Origin of the sequence: Dissulfurimicrobium hydrothermale (assembly GCF_022026155.1) — a bacterium.
GTDB lineage: Bacteria > Desulfobacterota > Dissulfuribacteria > Dissulfuribacterales > Sh68 > Dissulfurimicrobium > Dissulfurimicrobium hydrothermale.
The window spans coordinates 1356181-1376720 of record NZ_CP085041.1; the positions used below are offsets into that span (position 1 = coordinate 1356181).

Consider the following 20540-nt stretch of genomic DNA (forward strand, 5'->3'; position numbering starts at 1 on the left):
ATATGATCCCACCATTCCCTAATTTTAAACCTGTCGCTCTTGAAGACAAGGAGGCAATTGATGCATATCTGAGGCTGCATCCGCCGTTATGTTCGGAATTCACCTTTACCAATCTCTTCGCCTGGGCGCCTTCCTATGGCTTTCAGATATCCGGATTCGGCGATGGCTTTCTGATCCTTCGTAATACTGATAAAGAACAATCATTTCTGCAACCCCTTGTCCACAGACAGGCAAGAGAGGCAGTACTTGCGTGTCTTGATTTTTTAAAGATCAGGGTCAAGAGGCCGGTCATTGAACGGGTAGGGGAGGATTTTATTGAACATGCCCTTTCCGACAGGGCCGGCCTCGATATCCGGGAGGACAGGGATAATTTCGACTATGTCTATGATATACAGGAACTGATTGCGCTTAAGGGCAATAAATTTCACGACAAGCGGAATCACCTCAACAATTTTATCAAGAGATTTCGATACAATTACATACCTATAACCAGTAGCCTGATCATTCAATGTATGGAGTTTGCCCATGAATGGTGTAACGACAGGGAGTGTGAAAAGGACGATGGACTTATAAAGGAGGAGTGCGCGACCTATCGGATGCTCAGATATTTTGATGAGCTTGGTGTAAAAGGCGGCGCAATCGAGATGGAAGGCAGGATATGCGCCCTGACCATGGGTGAGAGACTGAACCCTGACACATTGGTAATACATATCGAAAAGGCAAAGGCGGGTATTCAGGGGCTTTATCAGGCCATCAACTGGGAGTTTTTAAGGCATGAGGCATGGGACCTAAAATTTGTAAACAGGGAGCAGGACCTTGGCATTCCTGGTCTGCGAAGGGCCAAGAGATCATATAACCCCGTCAGGATGATAAAAAAATACAAAATATTCGCAAGATAGAGATTAAGCGATATCTTATTTCATGGCTGACGCTGCCTCAGTCCGCGCAGCATTCCTTCAGATACGGGTTTTCCCGTTTCTCTCTCCCGATGGTGGACGTAGGGGTATCTCCATAGTCATGGCCAGGAAGGACTATGGTCTCATCGGGAAGGACTGCGATATTCTCTTTCAGTGACCTGACAAGGGTGTCAAATGAACCGCCTATGAGGTCAGTGCGGCCAGCGGCCCCGACAAACAAGGTATCACCCGTGATGATGTAACCGTGTCCATAGAGGCAGACAGAGCCGGGTGAATGGCCTGGCGTATGGAGGACCTTAAAGCTCAGCCGTCCGATCTTCAACTCGTCTCCGCCTTTTATGTAGGCATCGGCAGGCGGCGCGGGTTCAAAGCCCCACGATTTAAAGAGCGCGATGGCCTCTTTACCCCTAAAGAGCGTGTCGTCCTCCTGGTGCATGAGGACCTTGGCCCCTGTCAAGGCCTTGACCCTGGCGTTCCCAACGGTGTGATCAGGGTGGCCATGGGTGTTTATGATATATCTGAGATTAAGCCCCATGTCCCTTATCTCCTTTACAAGCATGTCTTCACTTCCCGCAGGGTCTATAATCACGGCGTCTTTAGTCTCGCTGCAACCGATTATGTATGCCTTGACCTGTAAAGGCCCGACTGTATGGGATTTGAGTATCATCATAACGGCCTCCGCTTTACCGAGTCGTCTGTATCCCGGTCTTCATATTGGTCTGTATCGCCTTCTCCATCTGCACCAGGTATGTAATAATCTCCCTTCAGCCATGCCCCGAGATCGATCATCTTGCAGCGCCTGCTGCAAAACGGCCTGAAGGGGTTGTCTTCATACCGGACGGGTCGTCCGCAAATGGGACAATTGTATGTATCTTCAGTTTCGTTCATAATAATATCCGCCCAACCAGGTCATAGACATGGGAGTCGGTGATCTGTATCTTGACCATATCTCCTGGTGAAGCCCGGCCATCGTTTATATAGACTATACCATCAACATCTGGGGCCTGAAATCTAGTCCTACCCACAAGCAGGAGATCGGTCTCGCTTGATATGCCTTCAACCAGCACCTCTTCGATATCGCCCACCCTTGCGGCGTTTTTTGCCTTTGATATCCGGGCCTGGGCGGACATGATCTTTTTTCTGCGTTCTCTTGCCACTTTGGGGGAAACCTTGTCTGTCAGCCTGTAAGAGGCACTTTCTTCCTCGTCAGAATATACAAAGGCGCCAAGCTGATCAAATTGCCAACGTTTTATAAAATCCATGAGGATTTCAAAGTCCTCCTCGCTTTCGCCCGGGAACCCTGTCATCACAGTGGTCCTTAATGAGGCATCGGGGATTTTCGTCCTTATCTCTTTAAAGAGGTCTTCCAGAAGCCCCTGCCCATAGCCCCTGCCCATGGTCCTCAAAACCTTGTCGCTTGCGTGTTGAATCGGGATATCGAGATATCGGCATATCGAAGGACATGAGGCTATGACGTCAAGGAGCCTCGGCGTCAGTCTTGTCGGATGCAGATAGAGAAGACGTATCCATAGACTACTGGGGAGATCGATCTTAAACACTATCTCCTCAAGAAGTTCAGCAAGCCCCACCACACCGTCTCTGTAGGCGGTAAGGTCCTGACCTACAAGCGTAATCTCTTTTACGCCTCTGCCGGCCAACGATCTTATCTCAGAGATTATGCTTTCCGCTGGGACTGATCTCTGCCCGCCACGGAGTCTCGGGATCAGGCAATAGGTACAGCGGTTCGAGCAGCCTTCGGATATCTTGACATACGCCCGCCAGGGTGGGGTGGTAAGGGGTTCAGCGCCCTGCACCGTTTGAGCATTATTTGTTGCAAGGGCTCCAATACTAAAAAGCCGCCTTGTCTTGCCCTGGCCGACGAACCCTGCAAGCGCCGCCTTGAGTTCCTTTTTAAATCCGTCTTCTTCATGTGTCCCCAAAAATACATCTACTTCAGGCAGCTCGTCCTCAAGCGCCTTTCCGTATCTGGCCACCATGCAACCCATTACCATCAGGATTTGGTCAGGACGTTTTCGGCTCCCAAGATCCAAGATGGCATCTATGGACTCCATTACTGCGGCCTCGATAAAGCCGCAGGTATTGACAAACAGAAGGTCGGCCTTCTGTGGATCGTTTATAAATTCCGGATCGGGACAGGTGGTTGTTATCTCTTTCAAGACACATTCGGTATCAACACTGTTTTTTGGGCAGCCGAGGCTTACTGCATATATCTTCATTTATTTGGAATCCTGCCACTTCACCTCTGCACGGCTTAAAATGCGATTTTTTGCATCGACAGAGACTGCTATGGTCTTCCCGTTTTCGATGTCTTTTTCTGAAAACAGGGCGTAGCAGGCGATTATTATGACATCACCTACAGCCCCTTTTCTTGCCGCTGCACCGTTAAGGCACACGGTGCCGGAGCCTGCAGGGGCTTCTATGATATAGGTGTCAAAGCGCTCGCCGTTTGACACATTATAGACCTTTACCTGCTCAAAGGGCATGAGATCTGCTGCAATCATTAAATCCCTGTCAAGAGAGAGACTACCTTCGTAAGTTAAGTCCGCCTCGGTCACAACAGCCCGATGTATCTTGGATTTCAGAAATATCCTCTGCATAAATTCTATCTGATCGGTCCATTCAAGATAATATTATCAATAAGCCTTGTGCCACCAATCCACACGGCCAAGGCGAGAAGTACAGGCCTCTCCTTGACCATCTCAACCGGCTCCAGGGTCTCCGGATCACCAAAAAAGATATAGTCTATCTTTGTGTTGCACCTTGAAAGAATGTGTCTTTTTACCTCATCACCGATTCTTTCCGTAAGGCATCCCCCTTTTTTCACCAGGTCCTCAGCCAGTTTCAAGGCCTCAAAGAGACAAACCGCAGCCCCGCGCTCTTCAATATTAAGATAGACATTCCTTGAGCTCATGGCCAGCCCATCTTTTTCCCTGACAATGGGGTGTCCTACGATCTCTACGGGCATATTCAGGTCTTTCACCATCCGCCTTATGATGACGAGCTGCTGAAAATCCTTTTCGCCGAATACGGCCCTGTCAGGACGGACGATGTTGAAAAGCTTACAGACAACAGTAGCTACCCCCCTGAAGTGACTGGGCCTTGATACGCCGCACATGATTCCGCTCAGTCCCTCAACATCTACCCAGGTCTTAAAGCCCTCAGGATACATATCGGCTGGATCCGGACAAAAGAGTATATCCACACCCTCTGCGTCAGCAAGGGAGGCGTCGCGCTCGAAATCCCTCGGATACCTCGCGAGGTCCTCGCCAGGTCCAAACTGTGTAGGGTTGACAAAGAGGCTCACCACCACCCTGTCTGCGATCTTTCTTGCAAATCTCATAAGAGATAGGTGTCCTTCATGGAAATAGCCCATCGTAGGGACGAGACAGAGTTTCAGGCCGTTTGATCTCGCCTCTGTGGCGGCTTGGGTCATTTCATTTAGGTCTTGTATAAGCCTCATTTACTTTTTTACTTGCAAGGTTCTTCAAAGGAGCACACACCTTGTTGATCAAAAGGATTGGTTGGTGCAAGTCCAAGATTTGCACTGTTGGTAGATGCACATTGGTCTTTTACATACCTTATGATGCTATCTTGACCTTTTATAAAGCTCAACCCATCCCTGTTTTCCACTATCAGAACAGGGACGGTGTATATGCCAAGGATTCTTAAAATAACCTTGTTGGCCTTAGGTTCATACCTAGGCAAGGGTTCAAGGCCAGGCAATATTTCGGCCCTGGGTCTTGTAACTGGATTGAAATGCACCTCACATGCCGAACAGGTTTTTAAGACATCAAGGACTGCTTTGCAGTGCGGACAATCCTCTGAAAAGATAAGATAGAGGCGTTTTCTGGGGTCGTTACATTGTCTTACTGCATAAGTACCGCTATCAAGGTCGAATCTTTTTTGGAATGCATCTTCATCAAGCTTGAGAGCAGAGAATATAAAAAATTCAGTGACAAAAATCAACCCGCCGACAAAGAGATGTCTTAGATCGACGCAGACATTCATAAGGACTATAAATAAAAATATTAGGAGGCAATAGGAGCAGAATGAATGGACAACAAAGGTTTGTAAGCCGATCAAGACCCCTTCGACCCCAAGCCCTGCCAGCAAGAATCCAGGCAGCACAGCCATCGCCCAGGCCTTTCTTCGGCTCAAAAGTCCTGTCCAGAAGATGGTCTGGAAATAGCCAAGTCCTACCAGATTTACATATATCTGATTTATAGATACGAAATTTTCTGCGATCTTACAGCCCTCGTTCAGACATACGGCTTCACCTCTTATCAGGATTGCGCCTATCTGGGCGAGCACCACAAGACTCCCAAGAAACGCCAAGACGTTCAGACCGAATGGGAATGTTATACTTTTTTTGTCCATCACTTTTAAGGCTAAAGGACCAGTCTTCCTTCCTGCTTCATCCTGTGGTCAAGGTAGTAAAGCACTGGGACTACCATACGAGAAAAGATCGTGGCCGCTATCTCGCCTGACATGAGCGATATGGCAAGCCCTTGGAAGATTGGATCAAAGAGTATGACAAAGGAACCTACTACAACCGCTGAAGATGTCAGGAGCATCGGTCTGAATCTCACGGCGCCTGCATCTATGACCGCCTCGGCGAGGGGCATCCCCTCCTTGAGCCTTAATTCTATAAAGTCAACTAGAATAATGGAGTTCCGCACGACAATACCTGCGCCTGCGATAAAACCTATCATGGATGTGGCGGTGAAAAAGGCCCCCATGAGGGCGTGTGCCGGAAGGATGCCTATGAGGGAGAGCGGTATCGGAGAAAGAATGACCAGGGGCACGGAATAGGAATGGAACCAACCCACCACAAGGATGAAGATGAGCACGATCACCACTGCGAACGCCGCGCCCATATCCCTGAATACCTCATATGTTATATGCCACTCGCCGTCCCACTTCATGGACCAGTGCTGTGTGGAAAACGGCTGTTTGGTATAGTAAATTTCAAACCTTTCGCCATCGGGGGTCTTGAGCTTGGAAAGGGCCTTGTTCATCTTAAGTATGGCATAAATAGGACTCTCTTCCGAGCCTGAGACATCGCCCGTCACATAAACTACTGGTTTGAGGTTTTTGTGGTAGATTGGGTGGTTTATTATAGAATCTTTTATGGTGACCAGCTCCCCAAGTCCGACCATTTCACCGTTTGCAGCCCTCAGCCTGATATCCTTGATGCCTTGCAGCGAAGATCTGTCGGAAAGCGGAAGCCTCACGATCAGTGGTATGTCTTCTTTGCTGTTGCCGTCATGAAGAAGCCCGACTTGGACACCCTTGACCGAGGCCTTGAGGACCTCGGCGACCCTTTCGGGCGATATTCCGGCGGCCATTGCCTTGTCTTTTTGTACAGTAAGCACCAATTCCTTCTGTGGATCGGTCATGTACCAATCCACATCCACCACGCCATCCGTTTTTTTGAATATCTCTTTGACCTTTTTTGCGATCTCTATCTGCCCCTCGTAATTCGGGCCATAGATTTCGGCCACCAGGGTCTGGAGTACAGGCGGGCCAGGAGGAATCTCAACCACTTTTATGCGCGCCCCGTACCTTTGTGCGATCTCGGTTAGTCTTGGCCTCATTTTTTTGACTATCAAATGGCTCTCCTCCTTCCTCATTTGTTTTGGAAGGAGGTTTACCTGTATATCGGCCTCGTTTGCATACTTTCTTAGATAGTAATGCCTTACAAGGCCGTTGAAATTAAAGGGTGCGGCGGTCCCTGAATATATCTCATAGTCTGTGACATAGCTTTGGGTTGCAATATAAGACCCAAGTTCCTCGGCGACAGCCGTAGTCTGTTCTAATGGGGTGCCGTTGGGCATGTCGATTATGACCTGAAATTCGTTCTTGTTATCGAACGGGAGCATCTTTACCTTTACCACCTTGAGATATATAAGGGCGCACGATAGGACAAACGCAACGGCCATCACCGAGAGGAAGCCCCAGCGCCATTTGACGTTTTTGATAAGGTGCCCCATGGCCCAGCGATAGATGTGGGTGATCCGTCCCTCTGTTTCTTCTTTGTGCTCTCCTTTGACCTTGAGGATGTGGTAAGCAGTCCAAGGCGTGATCGCAAACGAGATGATCATTGAGAGAAACATGGCGACCGAGGCGCCGATCGGCATGGGTCTCATGTAAGGCCCCATTAATCCCCTTACAAAGGCAAGGGGCAGGATGGCCACTATTACCGTAAAGGTGGCAAGTATCAGGGGGCTTCCAACCTCTACGACCGCATTGACTATAACATCCTTTATAGGCCTTCCTTTGTTGAAGGGGAGACGGAGATGTCGGATGATATTCTCGACGCCTACTATAGGGTCGTCAACTAGGATACCGATGCAGAATATAAGGGCGAAGAGCGTAACTCTGTTTAATGTATAGCCATAGATGTAATAGACAAAAAGGGTCAGGGCCAGGGTCACGGGGATGGCCACGAGTACCACGAGGCTTGCCTGAACGCCAAGGAGTAGGGCCATAAGGATGGCTACAGATATAGTGGCAAGCGCCAGATGTTCAAGGAGCTCGTTGGACTTTTCCTTGGCGGTTTCGCCGTAATCCCGTGTCACTACCACGTGGACGTCTGAAGGGAGGATGAAACCCTTTAGCCCCTCTACCTTATTGAGTACGGTGTTAGCGATGGATGTGGCGTTCTCACCTTTACGTTTGGATATGGCTATTGTCACCGCCTCTTTTAATGCACCAGGGGCGATCTTTACACCCTTTTTTTCAGCCCCAAGGCCGGCGCCTATCATTACATAGGATGTGGGTTCTTCAGGGCCATCTATTATCTGGGCCACTTGGCCGAGATAAATCGGTTTACCGTCCACGACCTTGATGACCGTCTTTTCAAGGTCGTTTATATCAGTAAAGAAATTATTGAGCCTGAGGGAAAAGCTCTGGTTGTTGTTAGAGATGTCGGATATCCAGGAGGCCTGATTCTGGGACGAAAGGGCGGCTACTACGTCTGCCGCATCAATTGAAAGGCCGGCAAGGGCATTGGGCTTAAGGATCACCCTGGCCTGTCTTTTGAGACCCCCTATGATCTTCGTCTCGCTTACCCCATTGACCGCGCGTATCTCGTCATTAAGCTGAGTCGCTATGCGCCTTAAGGTGGAGCCGTCATAGCCATCTCCCCACAGGGTGATGGCAAGTATCGGGACGTCGTCTATAGAATGAGGTTTCAGGATGGGCTTGCTACAGCCTGGCGGGATCCAGTCAAGGTGGGCATAGAGCTTGTCATAGACCCTGACCAGGCTCTTTTCCATATCCTCCCCGACCTTGAACCTGACCACAGTCATGGCCTGGTCGGGCATAGCGGTGGAATAGACATACTCGACGCCAGGGATTTCCCAGATGAGTTTTTCCATAGGGCCTATGACCCTATTTTCGATCTCTTTTGGGGTCGAACCTGGCATAGAGACCATCACGTCTATCATGGGTACTACAATTTGGGGTTCTTCTTCGCTCGGCGTGAAAAAAATTGCAAACGCCCCGAGAAGGAGGCTTGCAATGATGGCAAGCGGGGTAATCTTAGAATCGATGAATGTCTCTGTAAGCCTTGCCAGGAAGGTATTATGCGCCTCCATGACGTGGGGTTTAAGACTATTCAAGGCGTACACCCTCCTGTACCATGTCTAGGTTTGAAACCACCACCGTATCCTTCGGGTTTACCCCGCTCAGTATCTCGACAAAGACATCCCCATGCCGACCTTGGCCGGACCCAGGATACGGCATCCACGTGCCATCTTCATATATCCACTTTCTACCGGTCTTTACTACCCTCCAGTGGACTATTCGGTCTCTGCCTACAGTATATACGGCCGTCATTCCACCCCTTGTGACCAGGGCCTTTTCAGGGACTACAAGACATTTTATGTGGCCTTTCAACAGAATGACTTTTCCATAGAGGCCGCTTTTTATCAGGTCATGGTCTGGCTGTTTTTTGAGGTCTATCTTTATATTAAACGTATGGGTTAGTGGATTTACATAAGGCACGACTCGGGTTATTTTTGCGGCTTCGCTGATGTGCGCTGATGGGATGGACAGATATACATTGTCGCCGGGCTTGGTCCTTGCAAGAAGGGCCTCGTCTATGTCGGCATCAAACCAGTATCCGCTGTCTACGGCGTCAATTTTTAAAAGGGGTGTGCCCGGATTTACATAGCTTCCTGGATCGACCGTCTTTTCCACTATCAGGCCGTTTACAGGCGAGACGAGGGAGACGTATGAGAGCTGGTTTCTTGCTTCATTCAAGTTGGCTTCAATGCGTCTTATGTTTGCATCAAGGGCGGAGGCTTGGTTCTCCAGGGCCTTGAATCGGGCGAGGGCCCGGTCAAATTCCTCCTGGGTTGCGGCATCCTCTTTTTTGAGTCGTTCAAGGCGCTCAAAATTGGCCTTTGCATATGCGAGATCCGCCATGACCGCTGCCTTTTGACTGACCATCGCCGCCTTTTCAGCCATTGCGGATTCTATCTCCGACCTTGCCCTTGTATCATCTATAGTCAAGAGCAGATCACCCTTCTTGACCACATCGCCCTCGCGCACCCTGACCTCGCGGACAAATCCTGAGGTATTTGATGCCAATACGGCCTGTATTTTGGCCTTCGTTCTGCCTGAAAAGACCTCCATATCAGGCATGGAGGCCTCTGTGACCTCATAGGTCTGAGCGCTGACCGCAGAGACAGGTTTTCTTCTCGATTTTTGATCTTGATCGGCGCAACCGGTCAGAGAAAGCAATAAAAAGATAGATGCCGCGCCAAAAAGAAAAAATCTGCCCACATAATTACCTATAGGTCTAACTCTCGTCGTCATTACCCAATACCCCTGTCTTAAGCTTGAGATCCGACATGGCTGTCATGTAATCATATCGCGCCTGAGCAGCTTGAAGTCTGGTCTGTTTAAGGGCTGTCTCGGCGCTCAACACCTCCACCATCAAGGCCAATCCGTTTTCATAGCGTTTTTTAAGTATTCTTAAGGTTTCTTCAGCCTGTGCGACTGCTTTTTCCGTTACATCAAGCTGTTTTTTGGCGGTTATAAGATTGAAATACGCCTGCCTTACCTCAAGGCCGATCTGGGCGTTTATGTCTTGATCTTTATATCTGGTGCGCCGTTCCTCGGCACTGGCGGCTGCAAGCCTTGCCCTGTCTCCCAGACCATTAAATATATTGAAGGACATCACAGCCATTATACTCCACGAATCTCCATCTGTTCCAAGGAGATCCCTGCTATTTGTTTCATATGATCCTTGGAGATTTAATGACGGCAAAAACTGAAACTCAGCCTCTTTGGTCTTGAGGCCTGCCGCCTGGACCATTTTTTTTGAAAGGAGCGATTCAGGCCGTTTCCTGCGGGCGATCTCAAGCCAGGCCTCCAAACCCCTGGATGCCAGGTCTGTATTTGTCTGAGGAGGTTCAAGTTCCCATTCGCGGTCTTGCGATATCCCCATGGCCTTATCCAACGCGGCCATCGCAATCTTGACATCTCCCTCCGCCCTTAGTCTCTCGCGTTCGGCAGAGACGAGATGCACCCTTGCGGACAGTAGATCTGATTTCAGGGCAAGGCCGGCCTTTTCTCTTTTTGCCGCAAGTCCTTCCATGGCCTTGGCGGTCTCGACCGATGCTGTCATGACATCCAGGGTCTTCTCGGCAAGGATGGCCTGATAATAGGCCTTTTCCACCTGAAAAGAGACCTCTTGCCTTATCTTGGTCTTTTCTAGGGCTGCTATCTGTTCCTGGACCTTGGACAAGCGATATCCGATGATCTCCCTACCTTGGTTGAATATCGGCTGTGTCAATACGAAGCGGCCTTGCCAATTAGTTATCGGCGTAGGATTGTTAAGCCTGTCTATATCAAAATCCCGGGATGTAAAGCGTTCCTGCGCAAGTTTATAGGTAAAGACCATCGGCGGATTGTTGGTCCTTTCAAGGTCTTCATAGAAATTTAAGGTTGGAAAGAAGGCGCTCAGACTTGCCGATCTATTCGCCTGCGACGCCTCCAGGGAGGCACTAGCGCCTTTTAGAAGTGGGTTGTTGGACATGGCCAACTCGACCGCCTTTGAAAGGGTAAGCTTTTCCGCAGCCTGTTCCTGTGCGGCAGAGAGACGAGGCTGTGAGAGTACAATTGCCGCAGCAAAGCAATAAAGACACAGTCTTAAAAGAAAACCCTTGCTGGTCATGAATGATGAATGGTTGCGCAAAGGTCTTAAAAGGAGAATGTCTTCCTTTGAAAAAGACATCTGGATCACCTCAAATTTATTATCGTTGATCACTGTTTTTTCAGATCCTGAATTCTATTTTGTTAGTGTGCTTGAGTCAAGAAACTTAAAATAAAAACAGCGATAAAAATTTTTTTGGAAATCTTGACCTCAAAAACCACCGGCCTCTATATAATTCAGGGGCATAATAGGTGGTCTTTTAATTTTGTCGCTGTTTGCTATAAACGCTATTTGCTATAAGCTGTTCATCCGGCTGGTTGTGAATATGATCAATATTATTACACCTTTTTTCGTCGGCATACTTATTATGCTTGGTGCGCCTGTTTATGCCGTTTCCTTCGGATTATATTGGGGCCCAGACAGCAATAAGGGATTCACTATCCTTGAAAACGTGCCATATCAGAAACTTCTTCATGAATTCTACCACTACAGGGACATTGCCGCTGCAGGAGGCTGGCCTTTTATCCCGTCCGGGCCTGCTCTTAGGCCTGGAGACAGGGACAAGCGTATATCAATTTTGAGGGCAAGACTTGCCATATCGGGAGATCTTGTCCAAGATGGGCGACATTATAAAGAAGCCGGCGACAGTGAATTGTTCGACAAGGGTCTTCGTGAGGCCGTTGTAAGGTTCCAGATGAGACATGGTCTTGAACCTGATGGGGTGGTGGGCCGTAACACGCTGGATGAATTGAATGTCGCAGTGGAAGATAGGATACGGCAGATAAGGGTGAATCTTGAGAGATTTCGTTTATTTCTTGGTTTAATTGAAGACCGTTATATCGTTATCAATATACCAGATTTTGAATTGAGATTGATCGAAGGCGGCAAGACCGTCATGAGGATGAAGATAATAGTGGGGAGGAGCGATCGGCAGACGCCGGTTTTCAGCTCTGAAATCACGTCTATTGTCGTAAATCCGTATTGGCGTGTGCCTTATTCCATAGCCGTAAAGGATATCCTGCCCAAGATCCAAAAGCATCCAGATTATCTTGACAAGAAGCATATAAAAGTCATAAATACGTCTGATGATAGTATAGTAGATGTTTTTGCCGATAAGATAGATTGGAAAAAGGTCTCCGAGAGGAATTTTAGTTATAAGCTGAGGCAGGATCCTGGCGCCGACAACGCCCTCGGCAGGTTGAAATTTAATATATCCAATCGATACGATATATATCTGCACGATACGCCTGCACAGGGTCTTTTTAAAAGGACGAGGAGGGATTTCAGTTCAGGCTGTATCCGTCTTGAGCGGCCGCTGGAACTTGCCTTATATTTATTAAGTGATCATACTGCCTGGACGCGCGAAAAGCTGCTTGACCTCATAAAGGCCGGCAAAACAATAACTATAAGGCTCAAGAAGCCGATCCCTGTTCATATAGAGTATTTTACGGCATGGGTTGCTGACGATGGAGTTCTAAATTTCAGACGAGATATCTATGGGCGTGATGCAATGTCTGACAGTGTTTCTAGAAAATGAAAATGGTTTGGATCTCACCAATAAATTGCTTAAGGAGGTGTCATGGAGCAGGGGATAAGAGATGTATGGAGATCGTCTCCAAGAAGGATGAAAAATGCGGACCTTGCGATGCAGCTCAGCAGAAGGAGGTTTTTAAAGGTGGGCGCATTTGTAGCCATGGCGCTTTTGTCTCCCACAAGGGTTATGGCAAGGATCGGCCCTTTCAAGGGGACTGAAAAGACCTTGTCTTTTTATAACCTCCATACAGAAGAAAGCCTGCATAAGACATATTTTTCAAAGGGCAGATATATCCCAAAGGTCCTTTCGGACATCAATTATATATTGCGCGATTTCCGCGCCGGGGATGTGCGTCCTATTGATGTAAAGCTTTTGGATCTGCTTTATGACATAAAGTGCAGGCTCGGCACAAAAGACCCGTTTCTGGTCATCTCGGGCTACCGTTCCCCTGCTACAAATCGCTATCTTAGAGAACATAGTAGCGGCGTAGCGTGCAAGAGTATGCATATGTTCGGAAAGGCCATTGATATAAGACTCCCCTCGATCGCACTCGAGACTTTACACAAGGTCGCCGTAGCATTAAGGCGTGGAGGGGTGGGTTACTATCCCGAATCCAATTTTGTCCATGTAGATGTCGGAAATGTCAGGTACTGGTAATTTGATTTTTTTTCTGTTAAATTTTTAACCTGATTTTAAGACCTGTCCGGATGGGGATGTAGCTCAGTTGGGAGAGCGCCACGTTCGCAACGTGGAAGTCAGGGGTTCGAATCCCCTCATCTCCACCATATTTTATCGATTCTTATCAAAAAATCATATCTCGACCAAATGGAACTGAGCGGCAGGACGGTCGATTTGAACGGCGCGTTTCATAAATGCGGTCATCGCTGCGAGTCATACAGAGATCGGCTGATGCCAGCAAACCTGCCAATACCCTCCTGAGATGTCGGAGAGTGGTATGTTAAAATAGATAATTTTGAGACATACCTCGATCTGGTGCGGATTCAGATGAGGCGGCCCTCCAGGCGCTGGAGACCGGCGGATCCGGCGGCCCTGAGGGCCTGGTTGTACTCATGGTCTGTTATGCGTCTGTTCATGGGCGGAGGCAGGTGGCCTGGGCCGCATGGCCTGTACTGGTCCATGATGTTCATGTATGTATTTGAAGAAATTTCTTGCGCGATAAACTCTACAATCTCCATTGTGTCGGAAAGACCGCCTGGAAGGACGAGGTGCCGTACTAAAAGCCCCTTTTTTGCAGTGCCATTTTTATCAAACACCAGGTCACCCACCTGCCTATGCATCTCTTTGATGGCCTCCTTGGTTATCTTCGGATAGTCCTTGCACTGGCTGAATCGATTTGCGGCTAATCTATTCCAATACTTGAAGTCAGGCATATAAATATCCACTATACCGTCTAAAAGCCTCAGTACATTTACATTTTCATAGCCGCTCGTATTATAGATAATCGGCAGATCAAGGTCAGTTTCCTTTGAAATCATCTGCAATGCCTCGACCCAAAAGGGCAGTACGTGGGTTGGGGTGACGAGGTTTATGTTTTCGCATCCAGAGGCTTTGAGGGTCATGATGATCAAGGCGATATCGTCTGGATTAACAGGATCTCCCTGGCCCAACCAGCTGATCTCGTAGTTTTGGCAGTAAATACATCGGAGATTGCACCAGGAAAAAAATATGGTACCAGAACCACCTTTTCCAACAAGGCAACGCTCTTCACCGAAATGCGGCCCATAGCCGGCAACGACGGCCTTGTTGCCTGTCTTGCAAAACCCTGTTTCACCCTTCAGGCGGTTTACTCTGCACTGTCTGGGACAGAGGGTGCAGGATTCAAGTAAGGACTTCAGCTCCTTGACCCTTTCCGATAAATCGTCAGAAGAGAGCCTCATATCTTTCTCAAAAGTCCTGCCGACAGGATTCAAAATTTATTCAAATATTGACGCGCAAGGCGTAAAGGTTATAAAACCAAATATACAACCTCATTTGGATGAGGTAAATATAATCCTTTATAAATATACCGGAGAGCAAAGAGGTATTCCGTCGTGAATTATTATCAAATTCGTTTATTTTTATCTCTTCTCCTGATCTTTTTCTGCACAGGGACTGCCCTTGCAAATGACGGTGTCAGCCCGAAGATCGACCCCTTCCTGCAGAATGAGCTGAACAACAGGACCGCATCAGAGTCCATTGAGGTCATACTGGTACTGGACAGGGACCCTTTGGCCCAGATGCCCGAAGACCTTGTAAGGGAAATGAAAGATCGGATAGAAGGGCTCGGGGGCAGCGTCAGTAACTATGCATTCAATAATATCAAGGCAACAGTACCTGTTGACAAGATCTCAGAGATCGCAAAATGGCCTGAGATAAAGGTCATAAAACTGCCCACAAGGCCCCATGTAAGCAGCATGTCAGAGGGGGTGGGCGTGATAGGGGCCGATCGCTGGCAAAACAGCGGCCTTCTGGGACAAGGGGTCAAGGTGGGGATTATTGATGCGGGCTTCAAAGGCTGGGAAAGCGCCGGTCTTACCCGGTATTATCCATTAAAGGTATTTGGCGGGGATGAGAACTCCGACACTCATGGCGCCGAATGCGCGGCCTTGGTCCATGATGTCGCACCTGGCGCCATGCTGTACCTGGCCAACATAGGAAACGTAGACACAGACCTGTATAACGCCTATAGCTGGCTGAAATCCCAGGGCGTGGAGGTGATAAGCTTTTCCATGGGAATTGATTGGTGGTGGCTGCTTTCCGGACAGATAGATCAACAGACCGTGGATCAATTACATTCTATCGTTGAGCAGGCGCATAACGATGGTATTACATGGGTTAATGCTGCTGGCAACGAGGCCCAACAGGTATGGCTGGGGCAGGCAAATCTTGATCAATACAACTATGTAAACTTTACAAGCGGCTGGGAAGTAAACCCGTTTATCTTATCTAAACATAGTGATTCAAGCCCATCCAGCGGCCAGGCCCTTGTGCGGCTTATATGGTTTAATCCCAGCGCCAACTATGACCTGAATATCTACAGATGGAATGGACAAAATTGGGATATAGTGGCGCATTCCGTTTCTGTCGGCACAGGATTAAAACTGTGTCAGTTCCAGGGGAACAGATATGATATATATGCCGCAGCGATAAAAGGCGGTTGGGGAAGCTCAAGCCAGGATTGGGTAGGTCTGATCCTGGATTCACTGGATGACCTGCAGCCATCGTTTGATCCATCGTTTGGTGGTGTTTACACCCGCACCTATTCGATCGATTATCCTGCAGACGACCCGGCCGTCTTGACCGTGGGCGCAGTCCCTTATAACAATCCGTATCAAACAGAGGAATTCAGCTCATGCGGACCCACACTTTCTGGTGGGGCCAAGCCGGATATAGTCGCACCGGATTGTGTCACCACCTGGTTCGGCGGAAATTTTTGCGGGACATCCGCCGCAGCCCCTTATGCCGCGGGTGCTGTTGCGCTCCTGAAGCAGGCCCATCCTGAATGGGGGCCCGATCAGATCAAGTCCATGCTCAAGGCAACGGCCTATGACATAGCCCCTGCCGGTTGGGATTATTGTTCAGGGGCCGGGCTTATGCAGCTCGGAGGGCTGCTGGGGCGTTGAGGGCCTGCCCTCAAACCCTTGTCTCGCCTTGACATTGGAGCACCTGATCCATATACTTGTTTAAAAAATAAGGAGGTCCGACCGGCATGTCTACGACGTTGAAGTGGGAAACCACGATGGAAGAGGCGCTGAAGCTTGCAAAGATGCACGATAGGCCGATTCTGTTGGATTTTTTTAATCCAGGCTGAATTGGCTGTCAACAGATGGATGCGGTTACGTATCCTGATGCAAAGGTCAGTGGATTTTTAATGGAAAATATGATTCCGTTGAGGATTCTTTTTGATACAGTACCTTTGTCTATGGACTTTAATATCAAATGGACTCCCACCTTAATAACCCTTGATGCCGCCGGGAAAGAACACCACAGGATAGTCGGATTTGTCGGACCGGATGAATTCATTCCATCGATGCTCCTCGGGATAGGCAAGACATATCTAGAGACGGACAGATTTGACAAGGCAATAGCAAGTTTTGAAAAGGTGATAACCGAACATCCCAATTCACCTTCAGTGCCTGAGGCTGTTTATATGGCAGGGGTTGCCCGTTTTAAGGGTACTCATAATCCGAGGCCGTTGAAGGAGGCTTACGAGATGTTGAACGTCCGTTTTCCTGGAAGCGAATGGACGAAACGGGCTTATCCATACAGATTGCTTTAACAATATTCTGTCTGATGGATAGGGCGATGTCGAACCCTGTGCTGGATGCCATTTATTCGAGGCGGAGCATCAGACAATTTACAGATGAGCCGGTCGATCGTGAGGCGATATTGGAAATAATAAGGGCTGGCACATGGGCGCCCTCTGGGCTTAATAATCAGCCATGGAGATTCGCCATTGTAACGGATCGCAGCCTTAAGTCAAAATTCGAAGGGCTTACGCGTTATGCAAAGGTTATAGCATCTGCAAAGGTGCTCATCGCTGTTTTTGTTGACAAGGCCGCTATGTATAGCGATGTAAAAGATTACCAGGCAATAGGTGCCTGTCTTCAAAATATGTTGCTCGCCGCCCACAGTCTGGGACTCGGCGCCGTATGGCTCGGCGAAATCCTTAAAAACGCCAACAAGGCAAGGGCGCTTCTCGAGCTTCCTGGCAACCTCGAGCTTATGGCCGTTGTGGCCGTCGGGTACCCTTTGAGACGCAACCAGAGTTCCGAAAGAATGGGGATAGACCAGGTAATAGTATTCGACCGCTGATCCAGCATGATTCAAAAATTATTGCATTGACCGATCGACTTGAAATATCATACGTGCCTTCATACAGACCCCTTGAGGGCAAAAATATCCTCCTGGGCATAACTGGCGGGATTGCGGCATACAAGGCAGGGGATTATGCAAGGCGTCTGATGGAGCTCGGGGCGAGGATCCTGCCGGTCATGACGGCGAATGCCGCTAGGTTTATAACCCCACTTACCATCTCCGCCCTTACCGGCGAAATGGTCCATTCGGACTTGTTTGACCTCGAACGGTCCGGTCCAATCAGGCATATCAGTCTTGCGCGAGAGGCGGATGTCTTTATGGTGCTGCCAGCGACTGCAGACATCCTTGCAAAGGCCTCGTCAGGGCTGGCTGATGACCTCCTTTCAACCCTTATCCTTTCCTTCAAAGGACCTGTGCTCTTCTTCCCGTCCATGAACCCTGCAATGTATGAAAATCCAATAACTAAACGCAACCTGGAGTCTCTTCGCGCAGCTGGACATATCGTTGTCGAACCTGAAGTCGGTAAGACGGCATGTGGTGAGGAGGGAAGGGGGAGGCTTCCGGGTTGGTCTGTTGTAAAAGAGGTTGTCATGAAGGCGTTGACGCCGCAAAGCCTCAAGGGGCGGACCGTCCTTGTCACGGCAGGCCCTACAAGGGAGCCGATAGATCCTGTACGCTATATTTCAAACAGGTCTTCAGGCCGCATGGGTTTTGATATGGCAAGGGTGGCATACAGACGCGGGGCACGGGTTGTCTTGATACACGGGCCTGTTTGCATATCTGCACCGTACGGGATCGAGTCTTATCCTGTAGAGACCGCGCAGGAGATGTCGGTTGCAGTCGTAAATTTTTCGGGTAACGTCGATATTGTAGTCATGGCTGCCGCCGTGGCCGACTATACGCCTATTGAAAAGGCCGATCGGAAGCTCAAAAAGGTTGCTGAAAACATAAATATCAACCTGAAAAAGACAACGGATATCCTCATGGAATTGATAAAAAACAAGAGGCATAATCAGATTGTTGTAGGTTTTTGCGCCGAGACGCATGACCTTGAGAAAGAAGCTGTCCAGAAGATGCTTCGCAAACAGCCTGACCTCCTTGTTGCAAATGACGTATCGAGAAAAGATTCGGGTTTTGACGCCGCGACAAACAAGGTCTTGATTGTTTCAAGGGATCTGAAGGTCGAGGATATCCCCCTTCTTGACAAGGAGGCTGTAGCGGAAAAGATATGGGATAAGATAGAGGGCATAGCGTTACCTGCTTTATCTGATGCACCGTCTTGACAAAATACGATCTCAAGTTAGATTATCTCGATTCGAGATTTATTGCTATTTTATCAAATGGGCCTATAGCTCAGTTTGGTAGAGCCACCGGCTCATAACCGGTTGGTCCCAGGTTCGAATCCTGGTGGGCCCAATCAAAAAATAAATATAGAGTGGACTTATCACCTTCTGCCCGTGAAATATGGCAAGCCCTTTTAGATTGGGCGCCTTCAGAGCTTTCTGAATCCTGGGATAACATCGGAATACAGAGCGGCGATCCTGAGGCAAGGGTCAAACGCATTGTTGTGGCCCTGGATCCGACCTTCGCCCTTCTTGAAGAGGCGAGATGCAGGGGGGCCCAAATGGTCATAACGCATCACCCCTTGATCTTTGGCCCGCTTCGATCCTTAGACCTTTCACAGCAAATACCCCGCCTTTTGGCGGGGTATTTGCGTTCAGGCATAGTTTTGTGTACCGCCCATACAAATTTGGATGCGGCGATAGGCGGGGTAAGCGATCTTGTAGCCGATTTTTTGGGATTGGTTGGGGCGAGGCCGATTGCATGCCGTCATGTATATGACGACAATGTTACGGGCCTTGGAAGGATAGGGAGACTAGAAAAGGCAAGGTCATTGTCTGAGGTTGCCTCCGATGTTTTAAGATTTACATCGGCGCCAGGTTGCTTTATAGTCGGCGATCCAAGGCGGGTTATAGAAAAAACGGCCATATGTTGCGGTTCAGGTTCAGATCTTTGGCCATTTGTTATTGATTCAGGGGCCGAGCTATTCATAAGCGCCGAGATCAAGCACCATATTGCGAGAGATGCAGAGGAGCGAGGCATTGCAATAATAGATGCCGGACATTTTTACACCGAACACCCTATTGTATTTGAAATAGTGCGTTTTTTGAAGCGAAAAGCCGACCAAATGAAATGGGATATCGAATTATTTGTTTTTGAGGGCGAGAGGTCGCCTTTTGTTTATTATCAGCCGTAGGTATCGAGTATATCTCTAAATTTAATATAAATTAAGACTTAAAAGGAGCATGCATTGAGAGCCGAACTTGAACCACTTTTAAAACTTCAAGAAATTGATCTGAAAATAAAGGACTTGGAAGCCAAAAAGGCTGAGGCACCGAAAAGGCTTGAGGCCTTGAGATGCAATCTGGCTGCAAGGGAGGCTGAGCTGGCACAGCTTACAGCGGAGCTTTCCGAGATAAAGAAGCGGAAGATCGACATAGAAGATGAATTGGAGATTGAGACGGGACGTCTTAATAAGTCTCAGCAAAAATTGAGCTCTATCAAGACCAACCGTGAATATCAGGCGCTTCTCAAGGAGATCGAAGAGATCAAGAAGGCTAACAAGACAAGGGAAGACGAGATAGTAGCCACCATGGAAGAGCTTGAGAAGATCAATATCAGCATAAAGGAAAAGGAGGCAGAAATCAATGCCATGCAAAAAGAGGTGGAGGTGGAAAATCTCCACCTAAACCAGGTTGAGAACGAAATCAATGGACAATTATACACCATGATGGAGCAAAGAGACGCTATAGCAAAAGATGCCAGGCAGGACCTCCTTTCCAGATATAATTTTTTAAGAGATAAAAGAGGCGGCGTTGTCATTGTGTCTGTTACAGGCGCCGTATGCAACGGTTGTCATATGAACCTACCCCCTCAGCTCTTCAACGAGCTTCTAAGGGATGAAAAGATCCATTATTGCCCCACTTGCCAGCGTTTGATATATGCAAAAACTAATGATAAAAATGGCGACTAGGATCCATTCTGACAATACTTTACCTTTTTCAAAAAAGGGGCCTTATAT

Annotated in this window: 19 protein-coding genes and 2 tRNA genes; 11 read left to right on the forward strand and 10 right to left on the reverse strand. The window is 48.4% G+C overall.

Annotated features, from left to right (window positions below; all coding sequences use genetic code 11):
• Window positions 1–2 precede the first annotated feature (2 nt).
• On the forward strand, window positions 3–899 hold the full coding sequence (locus LGS26_RS06495) for a DUF2156 domain-containing protein (protein ID WP_237888085.1): 897 nt from the start codon (window positions 3–5) through the stop codon (window positions 897–899).
• A gap of 37 nt (window positions 900–936) precedes the next feature.
• Here the strand turns inward: LGS26_RS06495 and LGS26_RS06500 are convergent, their stop codons facing one another.
• From LGS26_RS06500 to LGS26_RS06540, 9 genes are read right to left on the reverse strand one after another with little or no spacing between them, the layout of a single operon-like run.
• Entirely contained in the window at window positions 937–1587 is a 651-nt protein-coding gene (locus tag LGS26_RS06500; RefSeq protein ID WP_237888086.1) for an MBL fold metallo-hydrolase, read from the reverse strand.
• Window positions 1584–1805 carry a DNA gyrase inhibitor YacG gene (locus tag LGS26_RS06505; RefSeq protein ID WP_237888087.1) on the reverse strand — a complete coding sequence of 74 codons (222 nt, stop codon included), beginning with the start codon at window positions 1803–1805 and terminating at the stop codon, window positions 1584–1586. The genes LGS26_RS06500 and LGS26_RS06505 overlap by 4 nt, the downstream gene beginning before the upstream one ends.
• Window positions 1802–3154 carry a 30S ribosomal protein S12 methylthiotransferase RimO gene (gene rimO / locus LGS26_RS06510; RefSeq protein ID WP_237888088.1) on the reverse strand — a complete coding sequence of 451 codons (1353 nt, stop codon included), beginning with the start codon at window positions 3152–3154 and terminating at the stop codon, window positions 1802–1804. The genes LGS26_RS06505 and rimO overlap by 4 nt, the downstream gene beginning before the upstream one ends.
• Window positions 3155–3535, reverse strand: a complete 381-nt coding sequence (gene panD / locus LGS26_RS06515) for an aspartate 1-decarboxylase (RefSeq protein WP_237888089.1) — start codon at window positions 3533–3535, stop codon at window positions 3155–3157.
• Window positions 3536–3540: 5 nt separating this feature from the next.
• Window positions 3541–4398 (reverse strand): pantoate--beta-alanine ligase, encoded by an 858-nt coding sequence (gene panC, locus LGS26_RS06520; RefSeq protein WP_237888090.1) that lies wholly within the window; start codon window positions 4396–4398, stop codon window positions 3541–3543.
• Window positions 4399–4406: 8 nt separating this feature from the next.
• Window positions 4407–5315, reverse strand: a complete 909-nt coding sequence (locus tag LGS26_RS06525) for a vitamin K epoxide reductase family protein (protein WP_237888091.1) — start codon at window positions 5313–5315, stop codon at window positions 4407–4409.
• 11 nt (window positions 5316–5326) lie between these two features.
• Window positions 5327–8563 carry an efflux RND transporter permease subunit gene (locus LGS26_RS06530; RefSeq protein ID WP_330873273.1) on the reverse strand — a complete coding sequence of 1079 codons (3237 nt, stop codon included), beginning with the start codon at window positions 8561–8563 and terminating at the stop codon, window positions 5327–5329.
• Window positions 8556–9764: an efflux RND transporter periplasmic adaptor subunit gene (locus LGS26_RS06535; protein ID WP_237888092.1), complete on the reverse strand. Its 1209-nt coding sequence runs from the start codon at window positions 9762–9764 to the stop codon at window positions 8556–8558. Before LGS26_RS06535 ends, LGS26_RS06530 begins: the two co-directional genes overlap by 8 nt.
• On the reverse strand, window positions 9748–11187 hold the full coding sequence (locus LGS26_RS06540) for a TolC family protein (RefSeq protein WP_237888093.1): 1440 nt from the start codon (window positions 11185–11187) through the stop codon (window positions 9748–9750). The genes LGS26_RS06535 and LGS26_RS06540 overlap by 17 nt, the downstream gene beginning before the upstream one ends.
• A 244-nt stretch (window positions 11188–11431) precedes the next feature.
• Between LGS26_RS06540 and LGS26_RS06545 the strand changes: the two genes are divergently transcribed.
• The 3 genes from LGS26_RS06545 (at window position 11432) to LGS26_RS06555 (ending at window position 13425) form a co-directional block, all read left to right on the forward strand.
• Complete coding sequence (locus tag LGS26_RS06545) at window positions 11432–12643, forward strand: L,D-transpeptidase family protein (RefSeq protein WP_237888094.1); 1212 nt, start codon at window positions 11432–11434, stop codon at window positions 12641–12643.
• Window positions 12644–12685: 42 nt separating this feature from the next.
• Window positions 12686–13297 (forward strand): YcbK family protein, encoded by a 612-nt coding sequence (locus LGS26_RS06550; protein WP_237888095.1) that lies wholly within the window; start codon window positions 12686–12688, stop codon window positions 13295–13297.
• A 52-nt stretch (window positions 13298–13349) separates the two neighbouring features.
• Window positions 13350–13425 (forward strand) — tRNA-Ala (locus tag LGS26_RS06555).
• A 216-nt stretch (window positions 13426–13641) separates the two neighbouring features.
• On the opposite strand, the gene LGS26_RS06560 is transcribed toward LGS26_RS06555, so the two are convergent.
• Window positions 13642–14538, reverse strand: coding sequence for a radical SAM protein (locus LGS26_RS06560; protein ID WP_237888096.1), 897 nt, complete (start codon window positions 14536–14538; stop codon window positions 13642–13644).
• 153 nt (window positions 14539–14691) lie between these two features.
• Between LGS26_RS06560 and LGS26_RS06565 the strand changes: the two genes are divergently transcribed.
• The 7 genes from LGS26_RS06565 (at window position 14692) to LGS26_RS06595 (ending at window position 20492) form a co-directional block, all read left to right on the forward strand.
• Window positions 14692–16263, forward strand: a complete 1572-nt coding sequence (locus LGS26_RS06565; protein ID WP_237888097.1) for a S8 family serine peptidase — start codon at window positions 14692–14694, stop codon at window positions 16261–16263.
• 203 nt (window positions 16264–16466) lie between these two features.
• Window positions 16467–16919 (forward strand): tetratricopeptide repeat protein, encoded by a 453-nt coding sequence (locus LGS26_RS06570; RefSeq protein ID WP_237888098.1) that lies wholly within the window; start codon window positions 16467–16469, stop codon window positions 16917–16919.
• 14 nt (window positions 16920–16933) lie between these two features.
• Window positions 16934–17455 carry a nitroreductase family protein gene (locus tag LGS26_RS06575; protein WP_237888099.1) on the forward strand — a complete coding sequence of 174 codons (522 nt, stop codon included), beginning with the start codon at window positions 16934–16936 and terminating at the stop codon, window positions 17453–17455.
• Window positions 17456–17508: 53 nt separating this feature from the next.
• The gene (gene coaBC / locus LGS26_RS06580; RefSeq protein ID WP_237888100.1) at window positions 17509–18741 is read left to right on the forward strand and encodes a bifunctional phosphopantothenoylcysteine decarboxylase/phosphopantothenate--cysteine ligase CoaBC; all 1233 of its coding nucleotides are present in this window, start codon (window positions 17509–17511) and stop codon (window positions 18739–18741) included.
• 59 nt (window positions 18742–18800) lie between these two features.
• Window positions 18801–18874, forward strand: a tRNA-Ile gene (locus LGS26_RS06585).
• Between the two features lie 19 nt (window positions 18875–18893).
• Window positions 18894–19715 carry a Nif3-like dinuclear metal center hexameric protein gene (locus LGS26_RS06590; RefSeq protein ID WP_237888101.1) on the forward strand — a complete coding sequence of 274 codons (822 nt, stop codon included), beginning with the start codon at window positions 18894–18896 and terminating at the stop codon, window positions 19713–19715.
• A 54-nt stretch (window positions 19716–19769) separates the two neighbouring features.
• Window positions 19770–20492, forward strand: a complete 723-nt coding sequence (locus LGS26_RS06595) for a zinc ribbon domain-containing protein (protein WP_237888102.1) — start codon at window positions 19770–19772, stop codon at window positions 20490–20492.
• The last annotated feature ends 48 nt before the right edge of the window (window positions 20493–20540 follow it).

Excerpts from the sequence above, each read along its gene's own strand:
- LGS26_RS06525 (WP_237888091.1), bottom strand. The coding sequence starts at position 5,315 with ATGGACAAAAAAAGTATAACATTCCCATTCGGTCTGAACGTCTTGGCG.
- panC (WP_237888090.1), bottom strand. The coding sequence starts at position 4,398 with ATGAGGCTTATACAAGACCTAAATGAAATGACCCAAGCCGCCACAGAG.
- LGS26_RS06540 (WP_237888093.1), bottom strand. The coding sequence starts at position 11,187 with ATGTCTTTTTCAAAGGAAGACATTCTCCTTTTAAGACCTTTGCGCAAC.
- LGS26_RS06535 (WP_237888092.1), bottom strand. The coding sequence starts at position 9,764 with ATGACGACGAGAGTTAGACCTATAGGTAATTATGTGGGCAGATTTTTT.
- LGS26_RS06575 (WP_237888099.1), top strand. The coding sequence starts at position 16,934 with ATGGATAGGGCGATGTCGAACCCTGTGCTGGATGCCATTTATTCGAGG.
- LGS26_RS06500 (WP_237888086.1), bottom strand. The coding sequence starts at position 1,587 with ATGATGATACTCAAATCCCATACAGTCGGGCCTTTACAGGTCAAGGCA.
- LGS26_RS06550 (WP_237888095.1), top strand. The coding sequence starts at position 12,686 with ATGGAGCAGGGGATAAGAGATGTATGGAGATCGTCTCCAAGAAGGATG.
- rimO (WP_237888088.1), bottom strand. The coding sequence starts at position 3,154 with ATGAAGATATATGCAGTAAGCCTCGGCTGCCCAAAAAACAGTGTTGAT.
- LGS26_RS06560 (WP_237888096.1), bottom strand. The coding sequence starts at position 14,538 with ATGAGGCTCTCTTCTGACGATTTATCGGAAAGGGTCAAGGAGCTGAAG.
- LGS26_RS06495 (WP_237888085.1), top strand. The coding sequence starts at position 3 with ATGATCCCACCATTCCCTAATTTTAAACCTGTCGCTCTTGAAGACAAG.
- LGS26_RS06570 (WP_237888098.1), top strand. The coding sequence starts at position 16,467 with ATGGATGCGGTTACGTATCCTGATGCAAAGGTCAGTGGATTTTTAATG.
- LGS26_RS06505 (WP_237888087.1), bottom strand. The coding sequence starts at position 1,805 with ATGAACGAAACTGAAGATACATACAATTGTCCCATTTGCGGACGACCC.
- LGS26_RS06545 (WP_237888094.1), top strand. The coding sequence starts at position 11,432 with ATGATCAATATTATTACACCTTTTTTCGTCGGCATACTTATTATGCTT.
- panD (WP_237888089.1), bottom strand. The coding sequence starts at position 3,535 with ATGCAGAGGATATTTCTGAAATCCAAGATACATCGGGCTGTTGTGACC.